The sequence below is a fragment of the Bradyrhizobium sp. NBAIM03 genome, assembly GCF_020194055.1.
GTDB lineage: Bacteria > Pseudomonadota > Alphaproteobacteria > Rhizobiales > Xanthobacteraceae > Bradyrhizobium > Bradyrhizobium yuanmingense.
This window is the reverse complement of sequence record NZ_JADYVS010000002.1, coordinates 116448-143379: the sequence shown is the minus strand read 5'-3', so window position 1 is coordinate 143379 and position 26932 is coordinate 116448. Positions and strand designations below refer to the sequence as shown.

General features: G+C 64.4%; 25 protein-coding genes. 13 read left to right on the top strand and 12 right to left on the bottom strand.

Features of this window, described 5'->3' with window-relative positions:
* Nucleotides 1-92: 92 nt before the first annotated feature.
* The gene (locus I6F21_RS03275) at nucleotides 93-530 is read right to left on the bottom strand and encodes a nuclear transport factor 2 family protein (RefSeq protein WP_225140216.1); all 438 of its coding nucleotides are present in this window, start codon (nucleotides 528-530) and stop codon (nucleotides 93-95) included.
* A gap of 205 nt (nucleotides 531-735) precedes the next feature.
* The gene (gene guaA / locus I6F21_RS03270; RefSeq protein WP_225140215.1) at nucleotides 736-2334 is read right to left on the bottom strand and encodes a glutamine-hydrolyzing GMP synthase; all 1599 of its coding nucleotides are present in this window, start codon (nucleotides 2332-2334) and stop codon (nucleotides 736-738) included.
* Between the two features lie 253 nt (nucleotides 2335-2587).
* Here guaA and I6F21_RS03265 point away from each other — a divergent pair, with 253 nt between their 5' ends.
* Both I6F21_RS03265 and I6F21_RS03260 read left to right on the top strand, forming a co-directional pair.
* Nucleotides 2588-2920: a DHCW motif cupin fold protein gene (locus I6F21_RS03265; RefSeq protein WP_225140214.1), complete on the top strand. Its 333-nt coding sequence runs from the start codon at nucleotides 2588-2590 to the stop codon at nucleotides 2918-2920.
* A gap of 263 nt (nucleotides 2921-3183) precedes the next feature.
* The gene (locus I6F21_RS03260) at nucleotides 3184-3393 is read left to right on the top strand and encodes a cold-shock protein (protein ID WP_008141931.1); all 210 of its coding nucleotides are present in this window, start codon (nucleotides 3184-3186) and stop codon (nucleotides 3391-3393) included.
* 205 nt (nucleotides 3394-3598) lie between these two features.
* Here the strand turns inward: I6F21_RS03260 and I6F21_RS03255 are convergent, their stop codons facing one another.
* Both I6F21_RS03255 and I6F21_RS03250 read right to left on the bottom strand, forming a co-directional pair.
* Nucleotides 3599-4900: an RsmB/NOP family class I SAM-dependent RNA methyltransferase gene (locus I6F21_RS03255; protein WP_225140213.1), complete on the bottom strand. Its 1302-nt coding sequence runs from the start codon at nucleotides 4898-4900 to the stop codon at nucleotides 3599-3601.
* Between the two features lie 28 nt (nucleotides 4901-4928).
* Nucleotides 4929-5351 (bottom strand): MAPEG family protein, encoded by a 423-nt coding sequence (locus I6F21_RS03250; RefSeq protein WP_036000992.1) that lies wholly within the window; start codon nucleotides 5349-5351, stop codon nucleotides 4929-4931.
* 153 nt (nucleotides 5352-5504) lie between these two features.
* Here I6F21_RS03250 and I6F21_RS03245 point away from each other — a divergent pair, with 153 nt between their 5' ends.
* The 3 genes from I6F21_RS03245 (at nucleotide 5505) to I6F21_RS03235 (ending at nucleotide 7764) form a co-directional block, all read left to right on the top strand.
* Nucleotides 5505-6119 carry an acriflavin resistance protein gene (locus tag I6F21_RS03245; protein ID WP_225140212.1) on the top strand — a complete coding sequence of 205 codons (615 nt, stop codon included), beginning with the start codon at nucleotides 5505-5507 and terminating at the stop codon, nucleotides 6117-6119.
* A 69-nt stretch (nucleotides 6120-6188) separates the two neighbouring features.
* Nucleotides 6189-7031, top strand: coding sequence for a metallophosphoesterase (locus tag I6F21_RS03240; protein WP_225140211.1), 843 nt, complete (start codon nucleotides 6189-6191; stop codon nucleotides 7029-7031).
* A gap of 202 nt (nucleotides 7032-7233) precedes the next feature.
* The gene (locus I6F21_RS03235) at nucleotides 7234-7764 is read left to right on the top strand and encodes a DUF992 domain-containing protein (RefSeq protein ID WP_050995857.1); all 531 of its coding nucleotides are present in this window, start codon (nucleotides 7234-7236) and stop codon (nucleotides 7762-7764) included.
* An 18-nt stretch (nucleotides 7765-7782) separates the two neighbouring features.
* Here I6F21_RS03235 and I6F21_RS03230 read toward each other — a convergent pair whose 3' ends face one another.
* Nucleotides 7783-8724 (bottom strand): alpha/beta hydrolase, encoded by a 942-nt coding sequence (locus tag I6F21_RS03230; protein ID WP_036022562.1) that lies wholly within the window; start codon nucleotides 8722-8724, stop codon nucleotides 7783-7785.
* Between the two features lie 230 nt (nucleotides 8725-8954).
* Here I6F21_RS03230 and I6F21_RS03225 point away from each other — a divergent pair, with 230 nt between their 5' ends.
* Entirely contained in the window at nucleotides 8955-9551 is a 597-nt protein-coding gene (locus I6F21_RS03225; RefSeq protein ID WP_036001015.1) for a phasin family protein, read from the top strand.
* A 174-nt stretch (nucleotides 9552-9725) separates the two neighbouring features.
* Here the strand turns inward: I6F21_RS03225 and I6F21_RS03220 are convergent, their stop codons facing one another.
* The 3 genes from I6F21_RS03220 to I6F21_RS03210 form a co-directional block, all read right to left on the bottom strand.
* The gene (locus I6F21_RS03220) at nucleotides 9726-10019 is read right to left on the bottom strand and encodes a hypothetical protein (RefSeq protein ID WP_225140210.1); all 294 of its coding nucleotides are present in this window, start codon (nucleotides 10017-10019) and stop codon (nucleotides 9726-9728) included.
* Between the two features lie 257 nt (nucleotides 10020-10276).
* Nucleotides 10277-11299 carry an NADP-dependent oxidoreductase gene (locus I6F21_RS03215; protein ID WP_225140209.1) on the bottom strand — a complete coding sequence of 341 codons (1023 nt, stop codon included), beginning with the start codon at nucleotides 11297-11299 and terminating at the stop codon, nucleotides 10277-10279.
* Nucleotides 11300-11486: 187 nt separating this feature from the next.
* Complete coding sequence (locus I6F21_RS03210) at nucleotides 11487-13052, bottom strand: winged helix-turn-helix domain-containing tetratricopeptide repeat protein (RefSeq protein WP_225140208.1); 1566 nt, start codon at nucleotides 13050-13052, stop codon at nucleotides 11487-11489.
* Between the two features lie 195 nt (nucleotides 13053-13247).
* Here I6F21_RS03210 and I6F21_RS03205 point away from each other — a divergent pair, with 195 nt between their 5' ends.
* The 3 genes from I6F21_RS03205 to I6F21_RS03195 are packed head-to-tail and all read left to right on the top strand — an operon-like array spanning nucleotide 13248 to nucleotide 15531.
* Complete coding sequence (locus I6F21_RS03205; RefSeq protein WP_225140207.1) at nucleotides 13248-14018, top strand: SDR family oxidoreductase; 771 nt, start codon at nucleotides 13248-13250, stop codon at nucleotides 14016-14018.
* Complete coding sequence (locus I6F21_RS03200; RefSeq protein ID WP_225140206.1) at nucleotides 14015-14836, top strand: alpha/beta hydrolase; 822 nt, start codon at nucleotides 14015-14017, stop codon at nucleotides 14834-14836. Before I6F21_RS03205 ends, I6F21_RS03200 begins: the two co-directional genes overlap by 4 nt.
* 47 nt (nucleotides 14837-14883) lie before the next feature.
* Nucleotides 14884-15531 carry a hypothetical protein gene (locus tag I6F21_RS03195; protein WP_225182806.1) on the top strand — a complete coding sequence of 216 codons (648 nt, stop codon included), beginning with the start codon at nucleotides 14884-14886 and terminating at the stop codon, nucleotides 15529-15531.
* A 129-nt stretch (nucleotides 15532-15660) separates the two neighbouring features.
* Here the strand turns inward: I6F21_RS03195 and guaB are convergent, their stop codons facing one another.
* Nucleotides 15661-17154, bottom strand: coding sequence for an IMP dehydrogenase (gene guaB, locus I6F21_RS03190; RefSeq protein WP_225140204.1), 1494 nt, complete (start codon nucleotides 17152-17154; stop codon nucleotides 15661-15663).
* Between the two features lie 453 nt (nucleotides 17155-17607).
* Here guaB and I6F21_RS03185 point away from each other — a divergent pair, with 453 nt between their 5' ends.
* Nucleotides 17608-19098, top strand: coding sequence for an MDR family MFS transporter (locus tag I6F21_RS03185; RefSeq protein WP_225140203.1), 1491 nt, complete (start codon nucleotides 17608-17610; stop codon nucleotides 19096-19098).
* A gap of 105 nt (nucleotides 19099-19203) precedes the next feature.
* Here the strand turns inward: I6F21_RS03185 and I6F21_RS03180 are convergent, their stop codons facing one another.
* Together I6F21_RS03180 and I6F21_RS03175 are read right to left on the bottom strand one after the other, a co-directional pair.
* Entirely contained in the window at nucleotides 19204-19890 is a 687-nt protein-coding gene (locus tag I6F21_RS03180; RefSeq protein ID WP_036022539.1) for an RlmE family RNA methyltransferase, read from the bottom strand.
* Nucleotides 19891-19892: 2 nt separating this feature from the next.
* Nucleotides 19893-20966, bottom strand: a complete 1074-nt coding sequence (locus I6F21_RS03175; RefSeq protein ID WP_036001035.1) for a Ppx/GppA phosphatase family protein — start codon at nucleotides 20964-20966, stop codon at nucleotides 19893-19895.
* Nucleotides 20967-21176: 210 nt separating this feature from the next.
* On the opposite strand from I6F21_RS03175, the gene I6F21_RS03170 reads away from it, so the two are divergent.
* Complete coding sequence (locus tag I6F21_RS03170) at nucleotides 21177-23549, top strand: xanthine dehydrogenase family protein molybdopterin-binding subunit (RefSeq protein ID WP_225140202.1); 2373 nt, start codon at nucleotides 21177-21179, stop codon at nucleotides 23547-23549.
* Nucleotides 23550-23719: 170 nt separating this feature from the next.
* On the opposite strand, the gene I6F21_RS03165 is transcribed toward I6F21_RS03170, so the two are convergent.
* The gene (locus I6F21_RS03165) at nucleotides 23720-24520 is read right to left on the bottom strand and encodes a hypothetical protein (protein WP_225140201.1); all 801 of its coding nucleotides are present in this window, start codon (nucleotides 24518-24520) and stop codon (nucleotides 23720-23722) included.
* 106 nt (nucleotides 24521-24626) lie between these two features.
* Between I6F21_RS03165 and I6F21_RS03160 the strand changes: the two genes are divergently transcribed.
* Together I6F21_RS03160 and I6F21_RS03155 are read left to right on the top strand one after the other, a co-directional pair.
* Nucleotides 24627-25118, top strand: coding sequence for a YaiI/YqxD family protein (locus I6F21_RS03160; RefSeq protein WP_057028908.1), 492 nt, complete (start codon nucleotides 24627-24629; stop codon nucleotides 25116-25118).
* A 2-nt stretch (nucleotides 25119-25120) separates the two neighbouring features.
* Nucleotides 25121-26932: an ATP-binding cassette domain-containing protein gene (locus I6F21_RS03155; protein ID WP_225140199.1), complete on the top strand. Its 1812-nt coding sequence runs from the start codon at nucleotides 25121-25123 to the stop codon at nucleotides 26930-26932.

Below are 26932 nucleotides of genomic sequence, written 5' to 3'. Positions count from 1 at the left end.
GACGCGCAGAGGCCGTTCTGCCGGCTTCGAAGAGCCGGCGCAGAGCTTATTTGATCAATGCAAGTTGCTGACGCGCTGCCGTTGGGCAAGCCTCACAAGAGGCCATTGTCCTTGAGCAGTTGAACTTCATCACCCGTAATCCAGCCGAAAACCTTCAGCAGCCCATCATTCTGCTCAAGCAGATAGGCATTGGTAAAAGGCACGTCGATACGCCTGCCATCTTTCTCGAATTCGCTGCTCCAGCCCACGTGGACAAGGCAATGTGTTTCATCGATCGAATGCATCTCGATCTCGGAGACGGTGACCGCCTTGTTTCCGATCTGACGGTAGCGCTCGTATCCTTTTGAAATCCGCTCGACAAAACTGTGATCGTTGTCCCCTGCCATGACACCCTTTGGTCCTGCAGCGATATATTGGGTGGAAAAAAGCGAACGGAAAAACTCCTCATCAAGAGTACCGTCCAAGCCATCTCTGAAGGCTTGGGCATATCGTTCAAAGAACTGTTCCACTTCGCTTGTCGAGATGGTCATCGCAGCTCCTCCTTCGACCTCGAGAAAGTGTTGCCAGATCCGCCGCAAGCTGATGGTCCGCTACCTATCGATCTTGGCAAAGATGGACAGCGACGCGAGTCTTGCCGGCGCTCGCAAGCACCAGCTTGAAAACGAAGAAGCCCGCATCTCTGCGGGCGTTCCAGGGTTTCACCTTTCTGGTTCCGGGCCGTGCCAACCAACCAGATCACTCCCACTCGATCGTCCCCGGCGGCTTGCTGGTCACATCATACACCACGCGGTTCACGCCCTTCACCTCGTTGATGATCCGCGTCGCGGTCTCCCCTAAGAACTTCATGTCGAACTGGTAGAAGTCCGCGGTCATTCCGTCGGTCGAGGTCACGGCGCGCAGGCCAACGACGTAATCGTAAGTGCGGCCGTCGCCCATGACGCCGACGGTCTTCACGGGAAGCAGCACGGCGAACGCCTGCCAGATTTCGTCGTAGAGGCCGTGCTTGCGGATCTGGTCGATGTAGACGGCGTCGGCTTTGCGCAGGATGTCGAGCTTGTCCCTGGTGATGTCGCCGGGGCAGCGGATGGCAAGGCCCGGGCCCGGGAACGGATGGCGGCCGACGAAGATTTCGGGCAAGCCGAGCTCACGGCCGAGCTTGCGCACCTCGTCCTTGAACAGCTCGCGCAGGGGCTCGACGAGCTTCATGTTCATGCGCTCAGGAAGGCCGCCGACATTGTGGTGCGACTTGATGGTGACGGAAGGTCCGCCGGTGAAGGAGACGCTCTCGATCACATCAGGATAGAGCGTGCCTTGCGCCAGGAAATCGGCGCCGCCGATCTTCTTGGCCTCAGCCTCGAACACCTCGATGAAGAGGCGGCCGATGGTCTTGCGCTTGGCTTCGGGGTCGGTGACGCCCTCGAGCTCGCCGAGGAATTGCTTGGAAGCGTCCACGTGGACGAGCGGGATGTTGTAGTGGTGGCGGAAGAGGTCGACGACCTGCTCGGCCTCGTTGAGGCGCATCAAGCCGTGATCGACGAACACACACGTCAGCTGGTCGCCGATGGCCTCGTGGATCAGGACGGCCGCCACGGCCGAATCGACGCCTCCGGAGAGGCCGCAGATCACCCTGCCCTTGCCGACCTGTGCACGGATTTTTGCGATCTCCTCCTCGCGGAAGGCGCGCATGGTCCAGTCGCCGGTGAGGCCGGCGATCTTGCGCACGAAGTTGCGGATGAGCTTTGCGCCGTCGGGCGTGTGCACCACTTCGGGGTGGAACATCAGGCCGTAATATTTGCGCTTCTCGTCCTGGATGATTGCGAAGGGCGCATTCGGCGAGGTGCCGGCGACGGAGAAGCCCGGCGGCATCCTGGTGATGCGGTCGCCATGGCTCATCCAGACCTGGTTCTTGCTGCCTGACGACCAGACGTCTGCGAACAGCTGGCTCTCGGCCTTCACCTCGACATCGGCGCGGCCGAATTCGCGGTGATGGCCGCCCTCGACCTCGCCCCCTAACTGGGCCGCCATGGTCATCTGGCCGTAGCAGATGCCCATCACCGGCACGCCGGAATCGAAGATGAGTTGCGGGGCGCGGGGTGAGCCGGCTTCATGCACCGACTCGGGGCCGCCGGAGAGGATCACCGCTTTCGGCTTCATCTCCTCGAAGGCGGCTTCCGCCTTGTTGAACGGGACGATCTCGCAATAGACGCCGTCCTCGCGCACGCGACGCGCGATCAGCTGCGTCACCTGGCTGCCGAAGTCGACGATGAGAATCTTGTCGTGCGCCGAGGCCACCGAGGGCGTCGACGCGGAGCGGTCGTTCTGTGCTGCTGTCATGGCCAGCCAATACGCTGGCGGCGCGCGGGCCGCAACCGCGGTGGTGGAGCGCCCACATGCTTCTTTGGGCATGGACACGAGGCGCTTAGGTAAGTAATATTTACCTAATTTGGTCAACGCAAACGTCGTCGCAACGCTAACGAGCGCTCCAAGAAAAAGCGGCCACATCGGGGCGACGACTCGCGCCCGCAATGACGGAGGCAACAGCGTGCGCTAACAAAAGCGGCGCCGGCTCCGAGACAGGATCGCCCCCATGAAACTCCCCACCTCCCCCTTCACCGTCACCGACTGGAGCAAGGTTGAGCCGACCACGCATCCGGGCGAGAGCGGCGAGGCCACATGGCGCACGCTCAACATCGGCGAACTCCGCGTGCGGATGGTGGAGTACTCGCCGGGCTATCTCGCCGATCACTGGTGCGATCGCGGCCACGTGCTCTATGTGCTGAAGGGCGAGCTCGACTCTGAGTTGCGCGACGGGCGCAAATTCAAGCTCACGGCGGGGATGAGCTACCAGGTATCGGACTTAGGCGACGCCGCGCACCGGTCCTCGACGACGACGGGGGCGACGCTCTTCATCGTCGACTGAAGCGCGCCGACGGTTAATTTGCACCGCAAAATAGCAAAGTCGCGCGACGTTTCGGGTCGCGGGTGGTGCCTTGAAGTGGCCCCAAATTCTCGCTATATTGTGATCATCGATACTTGGCCGAACGACTGGGCCGCTTCGCTTCGTTGCTGACGGGCGCGCACGCTTCAGATGAATTCTCCAAACATCGACTCATCAGGGACTATGGGCGCAATGCTGCGTACCGGTCTGCGTGCGTACCTCTCTAACTTAACAAGGAAATTCCCATGGCTATGGGCACCGTGAAGTGGTTCAACACCCAAAAGGGTTATGGTTTCATCCAGCCGGATGACGGCCAGAAGGACGTGTTCGTTCACATCAGCGCCGTCGAGCGCGCTGGCCTCTCCTCCCTCAACGAGGGTCAGAAGGTCTCGTTCGACATCGTCGCCGACCGCCGCAGCGGCAAGTCGTCGGCTGACAATCTCCGCGTCGGCTAACGCCCTCGCACCGTTCTGACCGCGGACATACCGGCAGAACGTTGGAACTCGAAAGCCCCGCGACCGGGATCGGTCTGCGGGGCTTTTGTTTTTGATGTCATTTCGGGGCGCCCGCAGGGCGAACCCGGAATCCATGGACCCGCGGAGACCGCCGCACGATGGATTCCGGGCTCGCGCTACGCGCGCCCCGGAATGACAACGTCGATCAGCCGGTCTTTTTCAGCACCGACACGAAAAACCCATCCGTCCCGGTCCGGCGCGGCGTCATCAGCCAGCCCTCGGCTGACTGCAGCGCAGCCTCGCCAAAGGCTTCCGCCTTGTCCCAGAGCACGCTTGCAGTCTGCTCGGGCGGGACGACCGAGAACTCGCCATGTCGGCCGACGAACGCCCTCACCTGCTCGCCGTTCTCCTCCGCCAGCACCGAGCAGGTGATGTAGGCGATGCGGCCGCCCGGCTTGACCAGCGGAACCGCGCGCTCCAGCACCTCGGCCTGGTCGCGCAGACGGATCTCCAGCGCGCCGGGGCGCATGCGCCATTTGGCATCGGGGTTGCGGCGCCAGGTGCCGGTTCCGGTGCAGGGCGCGTCGATCACGACGAGGTCGGCGGTGCTGCGGATGTCGGCAAGCGAATCGGCCTCGCCCTTGGGCGTGCGGATTTCGGCGTTGTGGACGCCGGCGCGCGACAGCCGCTCATGGATCGGCGCGAGCTGGCGCTTGTCACGGTCGGTTGCGATCAGCCGACCCTTGCCCTGCATCAGGGCGGCCAGCGCCAGCGTCTTGCCGCCGGCGCCGGCGCAGAGATCGATCACCTGCTCGCCGGGTTTTGCCGCGGTGAACTGGGCCGCAAGCTGCGATCCCTCATCCTGCACTTCAATCGCGCCCTTGATGAAATCCTCTTCCGCCTGGATGCCGGGATTGCGCGCATCGGCCGAAAGCTCGATGCGCAGGCCGGTTGCGGACCAGGGCGTCGGTTTTGCATGAAGATGAGAAAGCGCCTTCAGCGCCTTGTCGCGGTTGGATTTTAGCGTGTTGACGCGCAGGTCCAGCGGCGCCCGGCTCGCCATGGCGGCCGCCTCCGCGGCGCGGTCCTCGCCGAACACCTTGGCAAGGTGCGGGTCGAGCCATTCCGGGTAGTCGCCGGCGACGGCGGCAGGTGCGTCCTGGAGGGAGCGCGAGGCGAGCGCAGCCTGCTCGGCCTCGGTCAGCGGCGCCGGCGCAAAGCGGCTGCCGTCGAACAAGGCGCCCATAGTCGCCGTGTCCATGTTGCGCTCGAGGCGGAGCATGCCGATCAGCCGGGCCCGCGCGGTATCGGAATCCATCAGCCAGGCGCTCGAGGCGTAGCGGCGCAGCACATCCCAGACGAGGCCGGCGATGGCCGCGCGGTCGCCGGAACCGGCGAAGCGGTGCGCGGTGCCCCACTCCTTCAGCGCCTTCGCCGCGGGCACGCGGTCCCTCTCGATGGTGTCGATCAGTTCGATGGCTGCGGACAGCCGGGCAGCAGGGGTCATTCGCGTTCTTTCAAGTGGTGCGCAGCGCCTAGATCAGCAGCAAAAGCTTCAGCGCGAAGTAAATCCACATCGCGAGCAGCACCAGCACGCCGGCGAGCCAGACCGTGGAGCGGCGGCCGAGATCGTTGGAGGAAACGAACACGCCGGCATGGGCAAAGCGCGTCACCACGAACACCCAGGACATCAGCACGATGAAGAGATCGGCGCGGCGCAAGGGCAATGCCAGCGCAATCAGGACATAGAACAGCACCGGCAGCTCGAACTGGTTGCGGTAGCAATTGGCGATTTGTGTGGCGCCCTTCGGCCAGTTCGGCTCGCCGAGCGCAATGTCACGGATCTTGGTCTCGCCGGAGACCAAGGTCTTGCGGCGCGCCAGGACCATGCCGATCAGCAGCGCGAAGGTGAGAGCGACCTGCACGAAGACCGGCAGCAGGACCATTTGAACGGACATCGGAACTTTCCCGGGAGGCGAAATGCCGCCGACGTCATTAGCCGCGACTTTTGGCGCTGACAATGAACGACTTGAACCGGCATTCCCGCTTCCCCGACCAACCCCAGATTGTTGAAGCGATTTCGGCCCCTTGGGCCCCGAGGCGAGCCAGCCATGAATTCCTTGTCCAGCTTGTTCAGCGAAGCCGCCGCGGGCCAGCTCGGGATCCTGATGTCGGCGCTGTCGGGGATCGCGGCAGCGCTCGCGGTCGCGCTGGCCATGACGGTCTACTTCCGCCTGAGTTACAGGACCTGGCGCGACGTCATCAGGCATGGCCTGGCGACCTTGGCCGCGCTCGCGCTGTTCGCCTTTGCCGCCTACGACATGCGCCATGCGGCGCTCGCCTATCTCGGCCTCAATCCCTCCAAGCCCGCCATCGAGTTCGAGATCCGCATGCCCCGGGAGATGCTGACGGCGGTGAACGACAGCCAGATCGAGCTGCACACCGACCGCAACCAGACATTGGCGCTGGTGGACGGCGTGCGCGACCTCTCGGACGGCCGGGCCGTGCTGCGCGGCGCAGTGGTGCTCAACCACCGCACGGCCGATCGCGTTCTGGTCGTGAACCTCTCAGGCAAGGGCGTCTTCGAGTTCCGCCTCCGCCTGCCGGCCGAGCCGCATCGCTCCGGCCAGTTCGGCCCCTGGCACCTCGCCGACCGCATCGCTTCCCCGCTCGCCGCTGCCGTCGCCCCGCAGGACGGCTACAGCATCCGCTATCGCGTGCTTTAAACTTTGTTCGCTGCGATCCATGCCCGCCCCGTCATCGTGCCGACGCGCGGCGACCGGTAGGATGATCGCATGTCCGAATTTCGTCTCACGCAGATTTCCGACACCCATCTTGGCCGGCGCTTTCCCGGCCTGATCGCCAACTTCGCGGCGATCAGCGAGCATATCGACGCCGGTAGGCCCGATCTCGTCGTCAACACCGGCGATGTCTCGTTCGACGGGCCGACCAGCCGCGACGACGTCGAATTCGCGAAGAGCCTGCACGACGCGCTGCCCGTCACCTGCCGCTATCTCCCCGGCAATCACGATATCGGGGACAATCCGACCGCGATCGGGCCGGCGCCGAAGCCGCCGGTCAGCGAGACGCACCGCCAGCAGTTCTGCGACATCATCGGCGAAGATCATTGGGCGTTTGACGCCGCGGGCTGGCGCTTCATCGGCCTCAATTCGCTGGTGATGAATTCGGGCCTCGCCTTCGAGGCCGAGCAGCTCGACTGGCTGTCTCAGGAAATCTCGCGCGTGAACGGCAGGCCGGTCGCACTGTTCCTGCACAAGCCGCTGTTCCTCAACCTGCCCGACGACGCCGAGACGCCGGAGACGTCGATCCGCTACGTGCCGCAGCCGGCGCGGGCGCGGCTGATCGAGATGTTCGGCAAGGTCGACCTGCGTCTCATCGCCAGCGGGCACGTGCACCAGCGCCGCGACTTCACCTTCCGCCACACCCGCCACGTCTGGGCGCCGTCAGCGGGCTTCGTCATCAACGATCAGCGCCAGGACCGGATCGCGATCAAGGAAGTCGGCCTGGTCGAATACCGCTTCCAGCCCGACAGTCTCGAGGTCCGCCACATCAGGGCGGCCGGCCAGGTCGATGTCGATATCGAGGAGCTGCTCATCCAGATGGGCGACGGGCACTGATAAAATCGGCTGCGTGCAGTAGGCGCGCTTGATGTCCGCCTGTCACTCAACACCTAGCGCAGAGCCGGACACGCGTGCTCCACATCCCGACCCCGTAAGCGAGGCCTGTCTAGTGGTTCTGGAGCTTCGGCTTGCGACCAACAGGAACATCGCTGGCTCCGCGCGCATTGAAGGACGATCAGACTACGTCGATGGAGGCCCCATGACCAGGACAACGCTGAATGAAGCGAGGCTGACCAATTTGGCCACGGCTTGCGCGGCCTTGGCACTCGTCCTCACGATGGTTCCGGCAACGGCGCAGGAGGCTGGGCGCTCGAGAGTCGGCACACTCACGTGCAACATATCGCCCGGAGTCGGCATGATTGTTGCGGGACAACGGCAGCTGAGCTGCATCTATGCATCGGCACGAGGCAGGGCGCGCGAGGCTTACGAAGGCACCGTCAGCACGCTTGGTCTGGACATAGGAGCCACGTCCGGCGGTCAGCTCGTTTGGACCGTGTTTGCGCCAACGACAGTTCGCCGGGCAGCCTTGGCCGGAACTTATGCGGGCGCGACCGCCGGCGGCACTGTCGGCGCCGGAGTTGGTGCCAACCTCCTGGTGGGCGGCTCGGATCGTACGATTGCCTTGCAGCCGGTGTCCGTCCAGGCGCAGACAGGTGTGAACGTCGCAGCAGGCATATCAAGAATGGAATTGCGGCCGGTTGCTGCGCCTGCACGCGGCAAGGCCCAGTGACGGCCGTCGCTGCCGATCTCAGGAGTTCGTCATTGAGTTGACGACCTCCACGATGGCGGCGGGGTCTGCGTACGTGACCATATGCCCGGCATTTGGAACAAGGTGAAGATCGGACCGAGGCAGTGCTTGATGTAAATCCTGCGCTTGTCTGAATTCGATCACTTGGTCCTCTGTTCCGTGGAATATCTGCACTCGCTCGCCGATGGCTGGATAATAAGCTTGGAATTGTGTTGCAGTTGGAATGAGGAGTGCACTTTCCTCCGCAGCCGCCCTCAACTGTGTGGGTCTGAGCACCAAAGACGCTGGAAATTCATTCCTGAACGTCTGCGGGACAGAACGGGGCGCAAAGATCTTGCGAAGAGCTCCTGGCAGGACGGCCCACGAAACGATCGGCGCGACAGTGTAACTGACCAGGTCGCCCAGGACCGGTATGGCTGGACCTGACATCAGCCACACGTCCAATCGGCCGGTCGGGAAATAGTACCCTGACGCAAGCACAAGACCCTGGGTCGGATAATCCTTTCGCACGGCGAGAGCGATAGCGACCAAGGCGCCCCAAGAATGGCCGAGCACAACCGGATTGCGGATTCCAAGTTGATTGAGCGCCTTCGCCAGCAGAGCGGCTTGAGCTGCCGCGGTCCATATTCGGAGCCGCGGCCGCTGACTATAGCCAAAGCCTGGGCGATCGAAGCACACCACGCGATTGGTGCGGGCAAGAAGATCGACCAGACCGCTGATCGTGAAGTCCTGGATCATGGATCCGTTGCCATGGAGCAGCACGACGCAAGGAGCGGCCGGATCCCCTCGATCGACATAGTGGAGCACTACGCCGTCGCATTCGAGGAACTTGCCGATTGGTGGATTCCTCCACTCGGCCAGTTTGGAGAAGCCGATGTTACCGACGACGAGAAGCGCCAATAACAAGGCAGCGATGAGCAACACGGTTTCAGCGGTGGTCATTACTGACCCTTGATGATCGAGGGTATGAACATGAGACCCGCGGTGCCAAGCAAGTGAACCAATCCATGGAGTAATTGGAAGTTGAAGCGCTCGTTCCTGCGCGCGATCGCGGAGGATTGATTAAAAATCACGTGCCCCGGAACGGTCCAGAAATGCCCACGTTGGCCGCTAAGGATCGCACCTGTGACGGAGAGGATCCGACGTCACCAACAATAACCAAGGAGCAACAGATGGCTAATCCACGCCAGGAGGAAAAGTCTACGCAAAGCCCTGAGGACACAATGCGCCGCGCCGCCGAAAGGACCGCTGAGCAAACCAGACGGATCGGCTTAGCTACCGCTGAGGCCAGCGAGGAGGTGGCCCAAGCCAGCAGTCACCTGCTGCAACAGAATGCCGAGATGTTGCAAAACAGTTGGCGCTTCGGCGTCGACATGGCCACTGTAATGTTGGGCCGGTCTGCTGATCAGCTTGGTCGCACGTTCGGTGTGACGGGCAATGAAACGGAGCAGGCAACAGAACGATCGGTCCGCAACGCTGAAGCAATCATGTACTCTACAACCGCGGTCGTCAAAGGAATGAACGGCGTCTCACGCGAGTACTTCGATTTCGTTCGACAGCAGATCGAGAGGACCATGGACCGTATGAATGAACTCTGGCGCTGCCGAACTCCGCAGGATTTGGCGGCTGTGCAGACCGATCTGATGCGCGATTCGATCAGAAGCGCCCTCGATACCAGCCGCCGGATGGCGGACATGTCTTTGAAGGTGGCTGACGATGCAGGAAACCATATTACTCAGAGTATCGAACGCATGCGGCACGCCGCCTAAAGCGCGACGCGATTAAGATGAATCGTCATCGCGCTTTGGGTTACTGTTTGAGCATGAGCTTTTCGGAAAACCGCTACCCACTTTTCCGAATCATGCTGTAGCGCGCTGTCACAGCCATGGCGCACATGTGCGGCTGAACCTCAGCCGCTCTTGTGTTGCGGCCTCGCGAAAGACTCAAGCCACGCTTTTGAGATCCTGCTGGATCGCGGCGAGCAGCGATTGCAGCGCGGCGCTGTTCACCGGCTTGGCCTCGGTGCTGGCTGGCTCGGCAGCGGGGCGCTGCGCAGCTTTCACGGGACGCTTCGGGAATAGCGGAGGCGCAGGCATTGCGGCCGGGGCGAATTCGCCCTCGTCCTCGGCGTGAACGAACTTGCCATGGATGACGTCGTCGCGACGGCCCATGATGAACATGGTCGCCCAATAGCCGACGGCCAGGAGGATGACGCAGAAAATACCAATCTCTAACATCGCAGCACCTAAAATATGCACGATGATTCAATGCCTTCGTCCGGCCGTCAATGAACAGGCGGTCACACCCGCGGCTTTTGCGGGCAGGTGTGACCATTTGGTGACTCTTTCTTAACTATCCCCACGCGGCGTGTGGCCGCGGGGCCACGTGAGTCCCAGTCCCTGTCACCTAAAGCGCGATGAATGCGCTCGCGCTTTAGGTTGTTGTTTGGGCATGATCTTTCCGGAAAACCGCTTCGCACTTTTCCGGAGCATGCCTAGGCCTTGTCCGGCCCGATCCGGACCAGCTGCTTGCCGAAATTGGCCCCCTTCAGCAGGCCTATGAAGGCGCCGGGGGCGCTTTCCAGGCCCTCGGTGACGAACTCCTTGTACTTGACCTTGCCGTCGCGAACCCAGCCGGACATGTCGCGCAGGAAGTCTCCGTGGCGGGCGGCGAAGTCGGAGACGATGAAGCCGCGGAAGGTCAGCCGCTTGGTCAGCGTCGCGCGCATCAGGCTGGCCGCCCATTTCGGCGGCTTGGCCTCGGTGTCGTTGTAATGGGCGATCAGGCCGCACACCGGCACGCGCGCAAACGGGTTGAGCAGCGGAAACACCGCCTCGAACACGGCACCGCCGACATTCTCGAAATAGACGTCGATGCCATCAGGGCAGGCGTCCTTCAGCTTGGCGGCGAGATCGGGATCGCGGTGATCGATGCAGGCATCGAAGCCGAGCTCCTTCACCACGTAGTCGCACTTGTCCTTGCCGCCGGCGATGCCGACCGCACGGGCGCCCTTGATCTTGGCGATCTGCCCCACTGCCGAGCCGACCGCGCCGGACGCACCGGCAACGACGACAGTCTCGCCCTGTTGCGGCTTGCCGATGTCGAGCAGGCCGGTATAGGCGGTCATGCCGGGCATGCCGAGCACGCCGATCGAGGTCGAGATCGGCCCGAGCTTGGGATCGACCTTGATCAGGCCCTTGCCGCTCGAGATCGCATGAGTCTGCCAGCCCGAGCGGATGCGCACGATGTCGCCGACCGCGAAATCGGGATTGTTGGACGCCGCGACCTCGCTGACCGCCTCGCCCTCCATCACGCCGCCGACCGGCACCGGAGCTGCGTAGGACGGCCCCTCGCTCATGCGCCCGCGCATATAGGGATCGAGCGACAGCCAGATCGTGCGCAGCAGGACTTCGCCCTGCCCTGGCGTCGGAACGGCGAATTCCTCCAAACGGAAATCAGACGGCTTGGGTTCGCCGACGGGACGCGCGGCGAGAACGATGCGTTTGGCTTGGGCCATGGCTTCCTCCTTTTGTCTTTCGATACGGACGGAAGCGGAGGCAGCGAGGCGCGTCAACACAAAAGCGGTGAGCGGTTGGCCCCTCGGAGCCGAGGGCGCGTCAGCGTCGATTCAAGGCCTATCGCCGATCAAGCCTGTTCAGATCCGTTGTCGCCGTTTCCAGCATTTTGTGCCGAGACAGCGTCCTTCATTCGGGTAGCCCGGCCATCCGCATGCCCTCCGAGGCGAGCGCGAAATCCTGCGGGCGGCGGACGAGCAGCCAATCCTCCAAAACGCTGACCCGTAAAGTCGGATCCAGCCTGCGGACGTGGGCCATCGCTTCACGGGCTTCGTCCATCCGCCCGGCTAGCGCGTGGCTCGCCGCCATGAAGGCGGCCACCCGCAGGACGTTCGGCATCTGCCGCGATGCCCGCTGCAGTGACGCCACCGCGTCGTCGAAGCGGCGGCAATACAGATGTCCCATCGCGATCCCGGTCTGCATCTGAAATATCTCGGGGTCGAGCGGGCTGAGCCGCATGGCGCGACTGAAATAGTCGATCGCGCTGTCGTGTTCGCCCATCGAGATTCGTTGATACCCGCCGAGATACCAGATCGTCGACGAATTCGGATTGAGCACCAGCGCGCGGTCTACATGGGCGACGCAGGTGTCCAGATCGCCGCCGAAATGGGGCCATGCGTGGCCGCCACGGCACAATGCAACTGCGTCGTTCTTGTTCAGCGTCACCGCGCGCTGGCACAACCGCGCCGCCTCGGCGCCATCGGCGGCGCGGTCTGCGAGCCAGCGATTCATCTTGCGCCAGTAAAAGCACCACGCCGCCATGCCATAAGCCGCAGCAAAGTCCGGATCGCGATCGATCGCCCCGTAGAACAGCGCTAATGCCCCATCGATTCCGTCGCGGGTCGCGGTGTGGAATTGCGCCAAGCCGCGGAGATAATAGTCGTAGGCATCGAGGCTTTCGGTCGGCTTGCGCTTGGCGCGTTCGATTTCGGCGAGCTCGAGCTGCGGCGCAATCGCGCCGACGACGCTGGCGGTGATCTGGTCCTGCAGCTTGAAGATGTCGTCCATCGCGCTCTCGAACCGCTCAGCCCACAGATGAGCGCCGGTAGAGGCGTCGATCAATTGTCCGGTGATGCGCACGCGGCCAGCGGAGCGGCGCACGCTGCCTTCCAGGACGTAGCGCACGCCCAGTTCGCGGCCGATTTGCTTCACATCGACCGCGCGGCCCTTGTACGTGAAGCTGGAATTGCGGGCGATCACGAACAGCCAGCGGATTCGCGACAGACCGAAGATGATGTCTTCGACGACGCCGTCGGCGAAGTAGTCCTGAGCGGGGTCCCCGCTCAGGTTCAGAAACGGCAGCACAGCGATCGAGGGCCGGTCGGGCAGGTCGAGCGCGGCAACCGGCTTCTCCGCCGACGGCACGATCGCGATGCGCTGATCGGCCGCTACGTGCACCTCGCCGACAAAGCGGAACCCCTTGCGCGGAACGGTTCGAATCAGCCGCTGCCCCTCTCCACTGTCTTCCAGCGCCTTGCGCACAGCGTTGATGTGGCTGGCCAGCGTCGATTCCGAGACGATCCGCCCGCCCCAGACCGTGTCGAACAGATCATTCTTGCTAACGACGTGGTCGCGGTTGCGCACCAGATACAGCAGCAGATCGAAAGCCTGCGGCGTGAGGCTGACAGCCCCGGAGTCCCGCCGCAACTCCCGCCGGTCCTCATCGAGGACATAGGCTTCGAAGGTGAACCGCACCACAAAGACCCTGATTGAAACCCGAGCGGCATCCCGCTCTCGGCGCACGACAGCCGAGGCTGCTGCGCCCTGTTTGGACGAAACTGCAAGCAGATTTCAAGCAAAAACCAAGGGCGCTGCACGTCCATACCAAGGTCTTGGGCCGGATTCCGGCGCATCCTGCCGCATCTGGAGCGAACGAGACGCGAGGGCACAATGAAGATCGTGGTGATCGGCGGCAGCGGCCTGATCGGAAGCAATGTGGTGCGCAGGCTTCAGGCCAAAGGCCACGAGGTGGTCGCGGCCTCGCCCTCCTCCGGCGTCAACACATTGACCCGCGAGGGCCTCGCCGAAGCAGTCGACGGTGCACAAGTCGTAATCGACGTCTCGAATTCGCCCGCCTTCGATGACAAGACCGCGATGGATTTTTTCCGGACCTCGGGCCGCAACCTGCTGGCGGCCGAAACCGCCGCCGAGGTGAAGCATCATCTCGCGCTGTCGGTGGTGGGCACCGACCGACTGCAGACGAGCGGCTATTTCCGCGCAAAGCTTGTGCAAGAGGAGCTCATCCAAGCATCAAGCCTTCCATACACCATCCTGCGCGCGACCCAGTTCTTCGAATTCATCGACGCGATCATCGCAGGCGGCGCCGAGGGCGACGTGATCCGGCTGTCGCCTGCGCATCTCCAGCCCGTCGCTGCCGACGACGTCGCGGCCACACTGACCGAATTGGCGCTTGGTCCGCCTCGCAACCGCATAGTCGAGATCGCTGGTCCCGAAAGGCGCGGCCTCGATGAGTTTGCACAGCAGGTTCTGGCCGCCAGGGGCGACACACGCCGAGTGATCCCCGATATCCGGGCGGACTATTTCGGCCTGCCCCTGAACGATCAGTCGCTGACGCCGGGCGACGAGCCGCAGCTCGGGCGGACCCGGCTCGCCGACTGGCTCCACAACTCTCTCCTCACCCCAAAGGACGCAAAACGATGAGCACGATCACCACTAGGGACGGCACCGAGATCTATTACAAGGACTGGGGCCAAGGCCCCGTCGTGACCTTCTCGCACGGCTGGCCGCTGAATGCAGACGCCTGGGACGGCCAGATGCTGTTCCTTGCCCAGCACGGCTTTCGCGTCGTCGCGCACGACCGGCGCGGGCATGGTCGCTCCAGCCAGGCCTCGGAGCACAACGACATGAACGGCTATGCCGACGATCTCGCCGCGGTGATCGAAGCGCTTGATTTACGGGACGCCACGCTGATCGGCCATTCCACCGGCGGTGGCGAGGTCGCGCGCTATATCGGCCGCCATGGTACCGGTCGCGTCGCCAAGGCGGTGCTGATCGCGGCGGTGCCGCCGATCATGCTGAAGACCGAAGCCAACCCGGAGGGACTTCCGGTCGAGGTGTTCGATGCCATTCGTGCAGGCGTCGCCGGCGACCGGTCGCAATACTACAAGGATCTGGCGATTGCCTTCTACGGCGCAAACCGGCCGGGTGCAAAAGTCTCGCCGGGCACGCTCGACCAGTTCTGGCTGTGGAGCATGCAGGCAGGCGCCAAGAGTGCCTATGAGAGCGTCAAAGCTTTCTCGGAAACTGATTTCACCGAGGACCTGAAGAAGTTCGACGTGCCGACCCTGGTCCTGCACGGCGAAGACGACCAGATCGTGCCGGTCAAGGACTCCGCGCGCAAATCGGCGAAGCTCATCAAAGGCGCCAAGGACGTCTACTACCCGGGAGCCCCCCACGGCCTGACCGCCACCCATCAGGATCAGATCAACGCCGAGCTGCTGAAATTCATCCGGAGCTAGCGATCTCGTTCACCTGAATTGCAGACCTCAACGAGAAAGACAGCAGCATGGACAAACCTGCCCACCCCACCCTCGCGGGCGTCGTCGTTCCCGACGCTCCCATAGTCGATGCCGCAATCGAACATGCGCGGCAGCACTGCGCGCCGTATCTGTTCAACCACGTCGTCCGCTCGTGGCTGTTCGCGGCAAGGCTCGGACAATTGCAGAACGTGGTGCACGATGAGGAGGTGCTCGCGGTCGGCACCCTGCTGCACGACATCACGCTGAATGAAAGCTTCGCCGGACCTCGCCGCTTCGAGGTCGAAGGCGCGGACCTGGCGCGGCACTTTGCCGCCGAGCGCGGCTTCGACCGGCGCCGCGCCCAGCTGATCTGGGACAGCGTCGCGCTGAACTCGACCCCGTCGATCGCTCTCTACAAAGAGAGCGAGGTTGCACTCGCCACAGCTGGCATCTGCTTCGACGTCATCGGGCTGCAATACGACGTCATTCCCGCCGCCGAAGTGTCGCGGATCATCGCCGAATTCCCGCGAATGCAGATCAAGCGGCAATTCCGCCGCTGCTTCTGCCATATCGCAAGCACCAGGCCGGAAACAAGCTACGACAATTTCATCCGAGATTTCGGCGAGCGCTTTGTCGAAGGATACAGCGCGCCTTCGGTGGTTGATCTGGTGGATGCAGCGCCATTCGCCGAGTAGGATTGCATCTCAACCTTACCTGAGCGACCGCGACGACGAGCTTATCCGAAATCCGGTCGCGGGCCGCTCCGGTCGAACCAAGCACGGCAGTATCTTATCGCGCGCAAAACGCGCGCGCGACCGAAGCGCCTAACCCCCGCCCGGATAGTTCGGGCTCTCGCGCGTGATGGTGACGTCGTGGACGTGGCTTTCGCGCAGGCCCGCGCCGGTGATGCGGACGAACTGGGCCTTGTCGTGCAGCTCCTTCATGTCGCGCGCGCCGACATAGCCCATTGCGGCGCGCAAGCCGCCGGCGAGCTGGTGCATGACGTTGCCGACCGGGCCCTTGTAGGGCACCTGGCCCTCGATGCCCTCAGGCACGAGCTTGAGCGTGTCCTTGATGTCCTGCTGGAAGTAGCGGTCGGCCGATCCCCGCGCCATCGCGCCGACCGAGCCCATGCCGCGATAGGCCTTGTAGGAACGGCCCTGCCACAAAAACACTTCGCCGGGCGTCTCGTCGGTGCCGGCGAGCAGCGAACCGACCATGGCAATGTCGGCGCCGGCCGCGAGCGCTTTCGCAAGGTCGCCGGAATATTTGATGCCACCGTCGGCGATGACGGGGATGTCGGCCTTCTTCGCCGCTTCGACCGCATCCATGATCGCGGTGAGCTGGGGCACGCCGACGCCGGCGACGATGCGCGTGGTGCAGATCGAGCCCGGGCCGATGCCGACCTTGATGCAATCCGCGCCCGCATCGATCAGCGCCTGCGCGCCTTCCGTGGTGGCAACGTTGCCGGCGACCACCTGCACCGAATTGGACAGGCGCTTGATGCGGTTCACCGCCTGCAGCACGTGACGGGAATGGCCGTGCGCGGTGTCGACGACGACAAGGTCGACGCCGGCATCGATCAGCCGCTCGGTGCGCTCGAATCCGGTATCGCCGACCGTGGTGGCGGCAGCGACGCGAAGACGCCCCTGCCCGTCCTTGCAGGCGAGCGGATGGGCAACCGCTTTCTCCATGTCCTTCACGGTGATGAGCCCGACGCAGCGATATTGATCGTCGACCACCAGCAGCTTCTCGATGCGGTGCTGGTGCAGCATCCGCCGCGCCTCATCCTGGTTGACATTCTCACGGACCGTGACGAGCCCTTCACGGGTCATCAGCTCGGAGACTTTTTGCCGGCGGTCGGTGGCAAAGCGCACGTCGCGGTTGGTGAGGATGCCGACCAGCTTGCCGGGCGTGTTCTTGCCGGCGCCGGTGACGACCGGAATGCCGGAGATGCCGTGGTCGCTCATCAGCTTGAGCGCGTCGTCGAGCGTGGCGTCGGGGCTGATGGTGAGCGGGTTCACCACCATGCCGGACTCGTAGCGCTTGACCTGCCGCACCTGGGCGGCCTGCCCTTCGGGATCGAAATTGCGGTGGATGACGCCAAGGCCGCCGGCCTGCGCCATGGCGATCGCCATGCGGGCCTCGGTGACGGTGTCCATGGCCGAGGCCATGATCGGGATGTTGAGCGGGATGGCGCGGGTGACGCGGGAGCGAATGTCGACCTCGCCCGGCATGACGTCGGACAGGCCCGGCTTCAACAGCACGTCGTCGAACGTAAAGGCTTCGCGGATGCCCTGAAGTTGCAACGTGGCCATCTGCCAACTCCTTCCTGCGGCCCTGCCGCAAATGCTAATGGATGAGCGCCGCCCTCGGCGTCCCTTGCGGCAACGCCTTGAGAATCGGAGCCCATCGGTGGGGTTGACGCGGGTCGATAGCACGGCCGCGTGACGAATCAAAGCGATTCGGGCCGCTGGCCAGCCATGCACAGGGGTTTTTTGGCCGATTCAGCGGGGTTGGGCTCGGTACGCCGTCCCTCCACCGGTCATTCCGGGGCGCGACGAAGTCGCGAGCCCGGAATCCATCGCGCAGCGGATGCTGCAGTCCGATGGATTCCGCGTTCGCGCCAAGTGGGCGCGCCCCGGAATGACGAAAGACGGTCACACCGTTGTTACGCGGGATTTAGGTACCATGCATGGATCCGCAATGGTCGGCGGCGGACGGCGGTGATAAGCCGCAACTCCACTCCTCCTTCCGATTTCATTGCCCTCATGGTCGACAAGCAACGCGTCATTCCGCTGATCGTGGCCACGGCTCTCTTTATGGAGAACATGGATTCGACCGTGATCGCCACCTCGCTGCCGGCGATCGCAGCCGACATCGGCACCAGCCCGCTGACGCTGAAGCTCGCGATCACCTCCTATCTGCTGTCGCTCGCGGTGTTCATTCCGGCGAGCGGCTGGACCGCCGACCGGTTTGGCGCGCGGATGGTGTTCGCGATCGCCGTCGGCGTGTTCATGGTCGGCTCGGTCGGCTGCGCGCTCTCGACCTCGGTCACCGACTTCGTGTTCGCGCGCATCCTGCAAGGCATGGGCGGCGCCATGATGACGCCGGTCGGGCGCCTCGTGCTGCTGCGTTCGGTCGATAAGAGCGCGCTGGTCAACGCCATGGCTTGGGTGACGGTCCCTGCCCTGATCGGTCCCGTGATCGGCCCGCCGCTCGGCGGCTTCATCACGACCTATGCGTCCTGGCACTGGATCTTCCTGATCAACATCCCGATCGGGCTGCTCGGGATCTTCATGGCGCTGAAGTACATCGACCCGATCAAGAGCGAGGAACGCGAGCCATTCGATCTCTACGGCATGGTGCTCTCTGGGCTGGGGCTCGCAGGCATCGCCTTCGGCCTTTCCGTTGCCGGGCTCAACCTGCTGCCATGGAGCACGGTGGCCGCGCTGGTCGTGGGCGGAGCGATCTCGATGACGCTCTACGTCATCCACGCGCGGCGGACCAGATCGCCGGTGCTGGACTTCTCGCTCCTGAAGCTGCCGACGCTGCGCGCAGCCGTGTTCGGCGGCTTCCTGTTCCGGCTCGGCATCGGCGCGCTGCCGTTCCTGCTGCCGCTCCTGATGCAGATCGGCTTCGGCCTGTCGCCGTTCCATTCCGGCCTCGTCACCTTTGCCTCCTCGCTCGGGGCGATGGGCATGAAGACGCTGGCGGCGCGCATCATCCGCACCTTCGGCTTCCGCAATTTGATGACGGTGAACGCGATCGTCAGCGCGTTCTTCCTCGGCGTCTGCGCGCTGTTCACGGTGACGACGCCGCTGCTCATCATCATGGTGATCCTGGTGGTCGGCGGCTTCTTCCGCTCGCTGCAGTTCACCGCGATCAACACGGTCGCCTATGCCGACGTCGAGACCGCGCAAATGAGCCGCGCCACAACCCTCGTCAGCGTCAACCAGCAGCTCGCGATCTCGGCCGGCGTCGCCGTCGGCGCGGCCTGTGTCGAGACGACGATGTGGTTCAGCCACGTCAGCGAGCTCAACGCCACGGTGTTCGCGCCCGCCTTCGTCGTGGTGGCGCTGACCTCGGCGGCCTCGAGCTGGTTCTTCTGGCAGATGCCCGCGGACGCAGGCCACGAGATTTCGGGGCGCAAGGCGGTGGAGATCGCGAGCCGCAAGGGCGCCGGCAAGGGCGCAGAGAAGGCCGCGGTCAAGGCGGCGTCCGAGGATACGCAGGACGTGCGGGATCAGCGGCTGGGGTAGTCTCCTCCCGTCATTGCGAGCGAAGCGAAGCAATCCAGAATCTCTCCGCAGAAGCACTCTGGATTGCTTCGTCGCAAGAGCTCCTCGCAATGACGGAGTACGTAGCTACGCCGCTCCGCCGCCGCGAAATCCCGTCGCCAGCACGTAGCGTTCGGACGAATCCTGCCGGCTCGCGGCCGGCTTGACGTGACGCACGGTGGCGAAGTCGCGCTTGAGCTGGGCCAGCAGCTCAGCGTCGGCGCCGCTCTGGAACGTTTTCGCCAGGAACGTGCCGCCGGGTTTGAGCACGTCGCAGGCAAAGGCCGCCGCCGTCTCGACCAGGCCGACGATGCGGAGCTGGTCGGTCTTGCGGTGGCCGGTGGTGTTGGCGGCCATGTCGGACATCACGACGTCGGCCTTGCCGCCCAGCATCGCGGTGAGCTTCTCGGGCGCGTCGTTGTCCATGAAGTCGAGCTGCGCGAAATCGACCCCGGGAATCTCCGGCATCTCCAACAGATCGATGGCGACGACCTTGCCCTTGCCTTCCAATGATCCGACGCGCTTTGCTGCGATCTGGCTCCACCCGCCGGGTGCCGCGCCGAGATCGACCACGGCCATGCCGGGCTTCAAGAGCCGGAACTTGTCGTCAATCTCCAAGAGCTTGAACGCGGCGCGCGAGCGATAGCCCGCCGCCTTGGCCTTGGCGACATAGGGATCGTTGAGCTGCCGCTCCAGCCACAGCTTCGACGACAATTTGCGCTTGCCGCCGGTCTTGACCTGAACGTGCAAGCGGCCGGTGGTGTCCTTGGCCATACTCACCAGCTCCTGAGCGCGCCGTCCTCGCGCATCATCTCGACCAGCATGCCCTCGCGCAAGCCGCGGTCGGCGACGCGCAGGCGCGGCAGCGGAAAGGCGCGGCGGATAGCGTCGAGGATGGCGCAGCCCGCCAGGACGAGATCGGCGCGCTCGACGCTGATGCAGCTGTTGGCGGCACGCTCCTCGTAGCTCATGCCGAGCAGCTTGTTGATGGTCGCGGTGATGTCGGCATCGTTCATCCAGATGCTGTCGATGCGGCGGCGGTCATAGCGCGCGAGGTTGAGATGGATGCCGGCCAGCGTCGTCACCGTGCCCGACGTGCCGAGCAGGTGCATGTCGGCGAGATCGCGGCCGTGCTCCTCGGCGAATGGCGCGACGTGGCTTGCGACCTCCTGCTCCATGGCGGCATAGATCTCTGGCGTGACGTCGCGTCCGCCGAACTGCTCAGCGAGCGTGACCACACCATAGGGAATCGACATCCAGGCTTTTATGCGCGGCTCCGGATTGGTGGCGTCGCGCTCGATCCGCACCAGCTCGGTGGAGCCGCCGCCGATGTCGAACAGGATCGCGCCCCGCCCCCTGGGGTCGACCAGCGGCGAGCAACCCAGCACGGCGAGCGCGGCCTCGGTCTCGCGGTCGATCACCTCGAGCTCGATGCCGGTCTCGGCCGCAACGCGGCTGCGGAAACCTTCCGCGTTCGAAGCCGCGCGGCAGGCTTCGGTCGCGATCAGCCGCAGCCGACGCGCCTTCCGCAGATTGATCTTGTCGCGGCAGATGCTGAGCGCGGCGATGGCGCGCTCGATCGCGGCGTCGCTAATGCACCCCGTCGCCGAGACGCCCTCCCCGAGCCGGATGATGCGCGAGAAGGAATCGACCACACGAAAGCCGTCCTGAGTCGGACAGGCGATCAGCAGCCTGCAATTGTTGGTGCCGAGGTCCAGCGCCGCATAGACGCCGGTTCCCGGCGCCTGCGCGCCGACGGCCGGATTGGTGGCCAATGCCACCGCCGCCATCGACCCCTCCAGCTCGCTATGCGGCGCATGGCCGTCGCGGAGCCGCGTGTGGTCATTCATACAAACTGTCTTTCCGCGGCCGGTCGGGCCGGTCTGGAATTGATTATTCGCCTGAAACATTAGCAGCGCGGCAGGCCTGCGCAACAACGCATCACATGGGACCATGTCCAATCGTGCGTTGTCGTGAACGGGGGTGGTGGGTTATTTGAGGGAGTCCGGTGCTCCGCTGCCGCGAAAATGCGCAAATGCCGGCTTTTCAGGTCAATTCCCATGCAAGAACACACCAAATCGTCGACGCTCGAGAACGCTATTGCACTGCAAAAGTATGGCGTCGGGCAACCGGTCCGCCGCAAGGAGGATGACACGCTGGTGCGCGGCAAGGGCCGCTACACCGACGATTTCAACCTGCCGAACCAGGCCCATGCCGTAGTCGTCCGCTCGACCCATGCCCATGGCATCATCCGCAGCATCGGCCTCGATGCCGCCAAGGCCATGCCGGGCGTGCTGGGGGCGTGGTCCGGGAAGGATCTTGATGCCGCCGGCTATGGCCCCTTCACCTGCGGCCTGCCGCTGAAGAGCCGCGACGGCTCGCCCCTGCTCCAGACCAACCGCCAGCCCCTGGCGACCGACAAGGTCCGCTTCGTCGGCGATCCCGTCGCCTTCGTGGTGGCCGAGACGCTGGCTCAGGCGCGCGACGCGGCCGAGGCGGTCGAGCTCGACATCGAGCCGCTGCCGGCGGTGACGGACCCGGAGCAAGCCGCCAAGCCCGGCGCGCCGCAGCTCTATGACCACATTCCTGGTAACGTCGCGCTCGACTACCACTATGGCGACATGGACAAGGTGAACGCCGCCTTCGCCAGCGCCGCTCATGTGACCAAGCTCGACATCGAGAACACCCGCGTTGCCGTGGTCTCGATGGAGCCGCGCGTGGGGCTTGCCTCCTACGACAAGAAGACCGAGCGCTACACGCTTCAGGTGCCGACGCAGGGCGTTGCCGGCAACCGCGCCAACCTCGCCAAGAACCTGAAGGTGCCGAACGAGAAGGTGCGCATTCTCACCGCCAATGTCGGCGGCTCCTTCGGCATGAAGAACATCAACTATCCCGAGTACATGTGCATTCTGTATGCGGCGAAGGCACTGGGACGCCCGGTGAAGTGGCTGGACGAGCGCTCCACCAGCTTCCTCTCCGACAGCCACGGCCGCGCCCAGAAGATCCACGCCGAGCTCGCGCTCGATGCCGAGGGGCAGTTCCTCGCGGCAAAGCTGTCCGGCTACGGCAATCTCGGCGCCTACATCACCGGCGTCGCGCCGGGGCCGCTTTCGCTCAATACCGGCAAGAACTTCTCCAGCGTCTATCGCACGCCGCTGATGGCGGTCGACATCAAGGTGGTGCTCACCAACACCACGCTGATGGGGGCCTATCGCGGCGCCGGCCGGCCCGAGGCGAACTATTACATGGAGCGGCTGATCGACCGCGCCGCCGACGAGATGGGCATCAACCGGCTGACCTTGCGCAAGCGCAACTTCATCAAGCCGAACCAGATCCCGTTCGCGGCGTCGTCCGGCGTCACATATGACAGCGGCGACTTCCAGGCCGTGTTCAACAAGGCGCTCGAAATCTCCGACCACGAGAACTTCGCCAAGCGCAAGAAGGAGAGCAAGAAGGCCGGCAAGCTGCGCGGCATCGCGGTCGGCTCCTATCTCGAAGTCACCGCGCCGCCGAGCCCCGAGCTCGGCAAGATCGTGTTCGATCGTGACGGCACCGTGCAGCTCATCACCGGCACGCTCGATTACGGCCAGGGCCATGCCACGCCGTTCGCGCAGGTGCTGTGCGAGCAGCTCGGCGTCCCCTTCGAGAGCGTCAAGCTCGTGCAGGGTGACAGCGATATCGTCCACACCGGCAACGGCACCGGCGGCTCACGCTCGATCACTGCGACCGGCCAGGCCATCGTGGGGGCCGCAAAACTCGTCATCGAGAAAGGCAAGCGCGCCGCCGCGCACATGCTGGAAGCATCCGAAGCCGACATCGAGTTTGCCGACGGCAGCTTTACGATCGCCGGCACCGATCGCAGCATCGACATCATGGAGCTCGCCAAGCGTCTGCATGACGGCAAGGTGCCGGAGGGCGTGCCTGATAGCCTCGATGTCGACCATACCAGCGAACCGGTCGCCTCGGCGTTCCCGAACGGCTGCCACGTCGCCGAGGTCGAGATCGACCCGGACACCGGTGTGGTGCAGATCGTGCGCTACAGCGCGGTCAACGATTTCGGCACGGTGATCAATCCGATGCTGGTCGCGGGCCAGCTCCATGGCGGCGTGGTCCAGGGCATCGGCCAGGCCCTGATGGAGCACATTCGCTACGACGACAATGGCCAGCCGATCACGGGCTCGCTGATGGACTACGCCCTGCCCCGCGCGGAGGACGTCCCCAACATGACGGTCGGCGACCACCCGGTGCCCGCCACCACCAATCCGCTCGGCAGCAAGGGCTGCGGCGAAGCGGGCTGCGCCGGCAGCCTGTCGACGGTGGTGAACGCGGTGCTCGACGCGCTGTCGGAGTACGGCATCAAGCACATCGACATGCCGCTGACCCCCGAGCGGGTGTGGCGCGCGATCCAGGAGGCGAAGGCCAAGGCGGCGTAAGGGGCACTGTCGTCGCCACAAACTCTACTGTCATCGCCCGGCTTGACCGGGCGATCCAGTACTCCGAGACGGCAGCGATTGACCGAGAAGCTGCGGCGTACTGGATTCCCCGCCTTCGCTGGGAATGACGACGTCCTTGATTGACGGGCGTGGGCTTTCCCAACTGTCCGCTACGCCGCCGCCTGCTCGCGCGGCTGGTAGATCGCGGTGTGCTGGCAATGCGCGAGCGGCGTCGTGCCGTTGGCGACGACCAGCGCGTCGAACTCGACGAAGCGGTGGCCCTTCTTCTCGTAATTCGCAGTGACCTTGGCCCGCGCCGTGATCTCGTCGCCGGCGCGCGCGGCGGACAGCAGCTGCATGCGGCTGCCCACGTGGATCCAGGGACCCAGGATGGTGTTGTCCACCAGGACGCGGTTCATGACGCGCTGGATCAGCCCGGGATGGCCGAGGCTCTCGCGGGCAAAAATCGGATCGGCCTCCCTGACGTCAGTGAGATAGTCGGCCGCATCCTGCCCGGCCCACCGGCGCGGCGTCGTGCCCAGCCATTTGCCCAGCTCGAATGTCGCAGGACTGACAGGCTTGCGCTCGGCGGCGGCGGGGACTTCGACATAGTCGCTCAACGACAATGCCGGCACCGCCGCCGGCAGCGACGCCTTTCCCGTGGCACACAGCTCGGTGCGACTGAACACCTCGATGGTCAGCAGGCCGTTGTGCTCGGTGGCATCGACATCGGCGGTCTCGCCGTCATAGACCGGCTTGATGAAGCGGGCCTCGACCAGCCCGCGCGACAGGAAGTCCCGCCCCCAGCGCGCGATCGGCACGTGCATCATGTAGGCGAAGACGTCGACGCCGGGGACCAGCCCGCCGGAAAAGCCGAAGCGGCGGGCCACATTGTCGTCGTGCATCTTGTTTTCGGATTGTTTGGCGGTGTTGTAGGCCGTGACGCGATAGGTTTCGAGCCGGTTCGGCATGACTGGCCTTTCCCTGTTCTTGTTGTTTCAGGAGCGATCGTAGGGCCTGAGGAACTGGGGTCAATCCCCTCGCCTTTGCGGCCCGAATGCGGTACCACGCGGCGGAATGACCGAGACCCCGACCCGCATCTTTGTCGACGCCGACGCCTGTCCGGTGAAGGACGAAATCTATCGCGTCGCGATCCGGCACGGCGTGCCCGTGAGCGTGGTCGCCGGCAATTTCATCCGCGTGCCGCAGGACCCTCTGATCGAGCGCATCGCCGCGGGCAGCGGCATGGACGCCGCGGACGACTGGATCGCCGAGCGCGCCAGGCCCGGCGACGTGGTTGTGACCTCGGACATTCCGCTGGCGAGCCGCTGTGTGAAGGCGGGCGCCGACGTGATCGCGCCGAACGGCAAGCCGTTCACCGAAGAATCGATCGGGATGACGCTGGCGGTGCGCAATCTGATGACGGACCTGCGATCGGCCGGCGAAGTCACCGGCGGCCCGCGCTCGTTCTCGCCGCGAGACCGCTCCAGCTTCCTCTCGGCGCTCGACCAGACACTGCGCCGGATCCAGCGCCGCCGCGCAGATCAGGCCGCAACGAGCCAAAGTTAGCCATGGCCCCGCCGCTGATCCAACTCAAAGACATCAGGCTGACCTTCGGCGGCACGCCGCTGCTGTCGGGCGTCGAGCTCAACGTCGCGCCATCCGAACGGGTCTGCCTGATCGGCCGCAACGGCTCCGGCAAATCGACCCTGCTGAAGATCGCGGCCGGCCTGGTCGAGCCTGACGCCGGCACACGCTTCGTGCAGCCCGGCGCAACGGTGCGCTACCTGCCGCAGGAGCCGGATTTCGGCGCGCACAAGAGCACGCTCGCCTATGTCGAGTCCGGGCTCGCGCCGGGGGACGACCAGCACCAGGCGCGCTATCTCCTGGAGCAGCTCGGCCTCACCGGCGAGGAGAACCCGCACAACCTCTCCGGTGGCGAGGCGCGCCGCGCGGCGCTGGCCTTCGTGCTGGCGCCCTCGCCCGACATCCTGCTGCTGGACGAGCCGACCAACCATCTCGATCTCGCCACCATCGAATGGCTGGAGCAGGAGCTCGACTCCAGGCGCAGCGCGCTCGTCATCATCAGCCACGACCGTCGCTTCCTGACCAATCTCTCGCGCTCCACCGCTTGGCTCGATCGCGGCCGGATCAAGCAGATCGATCGCGGCTTTGCCTCGTTCGAGAGCTGGCGCGACGAGGTGCTGGCCGAGGAGGAGCGCGACCAGCACAAGCTCGACCGCAAGATCGTCGACGAGGAGCACTGGCTGCGCCACGGCGTCTCCGGCCGCCGCAAGCGCAACGTCAAGCGGCTCGCCAATCTGCATGCGCTGCGCGACCAGCGCCGCAACTATCGCGGCACAGCCGGCAGCGCCAACCTCGCGGCCAGCGAGGCCGAACAGTCCGGCAAGCTGGTGATCGAGGCCAAGGGCATCAGCAAAGCCTATGGCGAGCGCAAGATCGTCGACAATTTCTCAACGCGCATCCAGCGCGGCGACCGCCTCGGCATCATCGGGCCGAACGGCGCCGGCAAGACCACGTTGGTCAATCTGCTCACCGGCGGCATGCAGCCGGATTCCGGGACGATACGTTTCGGCGCCAACCTGGAGGTCGCGACGCTCGACCAGCATCGCGAAAGCCTCGATCCCAAATCGACGCTGGCGGAGGCCCTGACCGGCGGCCGCGGCGATCAGATCATGGTCGGCGGCAAGCCGAAGCACGTGGTCGGCTACATGAAGGACTTCCTGTTCGCGCAGGAGCAGCGCGGCACGCCGGTGGAGGTGCTCTCCGGCGGCGAGCGCGGCCGGCTGATGCTGGCGCGCGCACTGGCAAAGCCGTCGAACCTGCTGGTGCTGGACGAGCCGACCAACGACCTCGATCTCGAAACCCTCGACGTGCTCGAGGAGATGCTCGGCGATTACGAGGGCACGGTCATCCTGATCAGCCACGACCGCGACTTCCTCGACCGCGTCGTCACCTCCGTGATCGCACCCGAGGGCAACGGCAAGTGGATCGAATATGCCGGCGGCTACAGCGACATGCTGATCCAGCGCGGCGCCGACCTCAAGCGCGAGACGGCCAAGTCGCCGACGGCTGCCGAGAAGAAGGAAGAGCGCGCGGCGGCTCCGGCGTCCGCGCCCAAGCGTAAGCTCAGTTTCAACGAGAAGCACGCGCTGGAGACGCTTCCCAAGAAGATGGAAACGTTGCAGGCGGATATCGCCAGGCTGCAGCGCGTGCTCGACGATCCCAATCTCTACGCCAAGGATCGGAAAAAATTCGACGACACGTCGGCCGCGATCGCCAAGGCGCATGAAGAACTATCGGCCGCCGAAGAGCGCTGGCTCGAACTCGAAATGCTACGTGAAGAGATTGAACAGGCATAA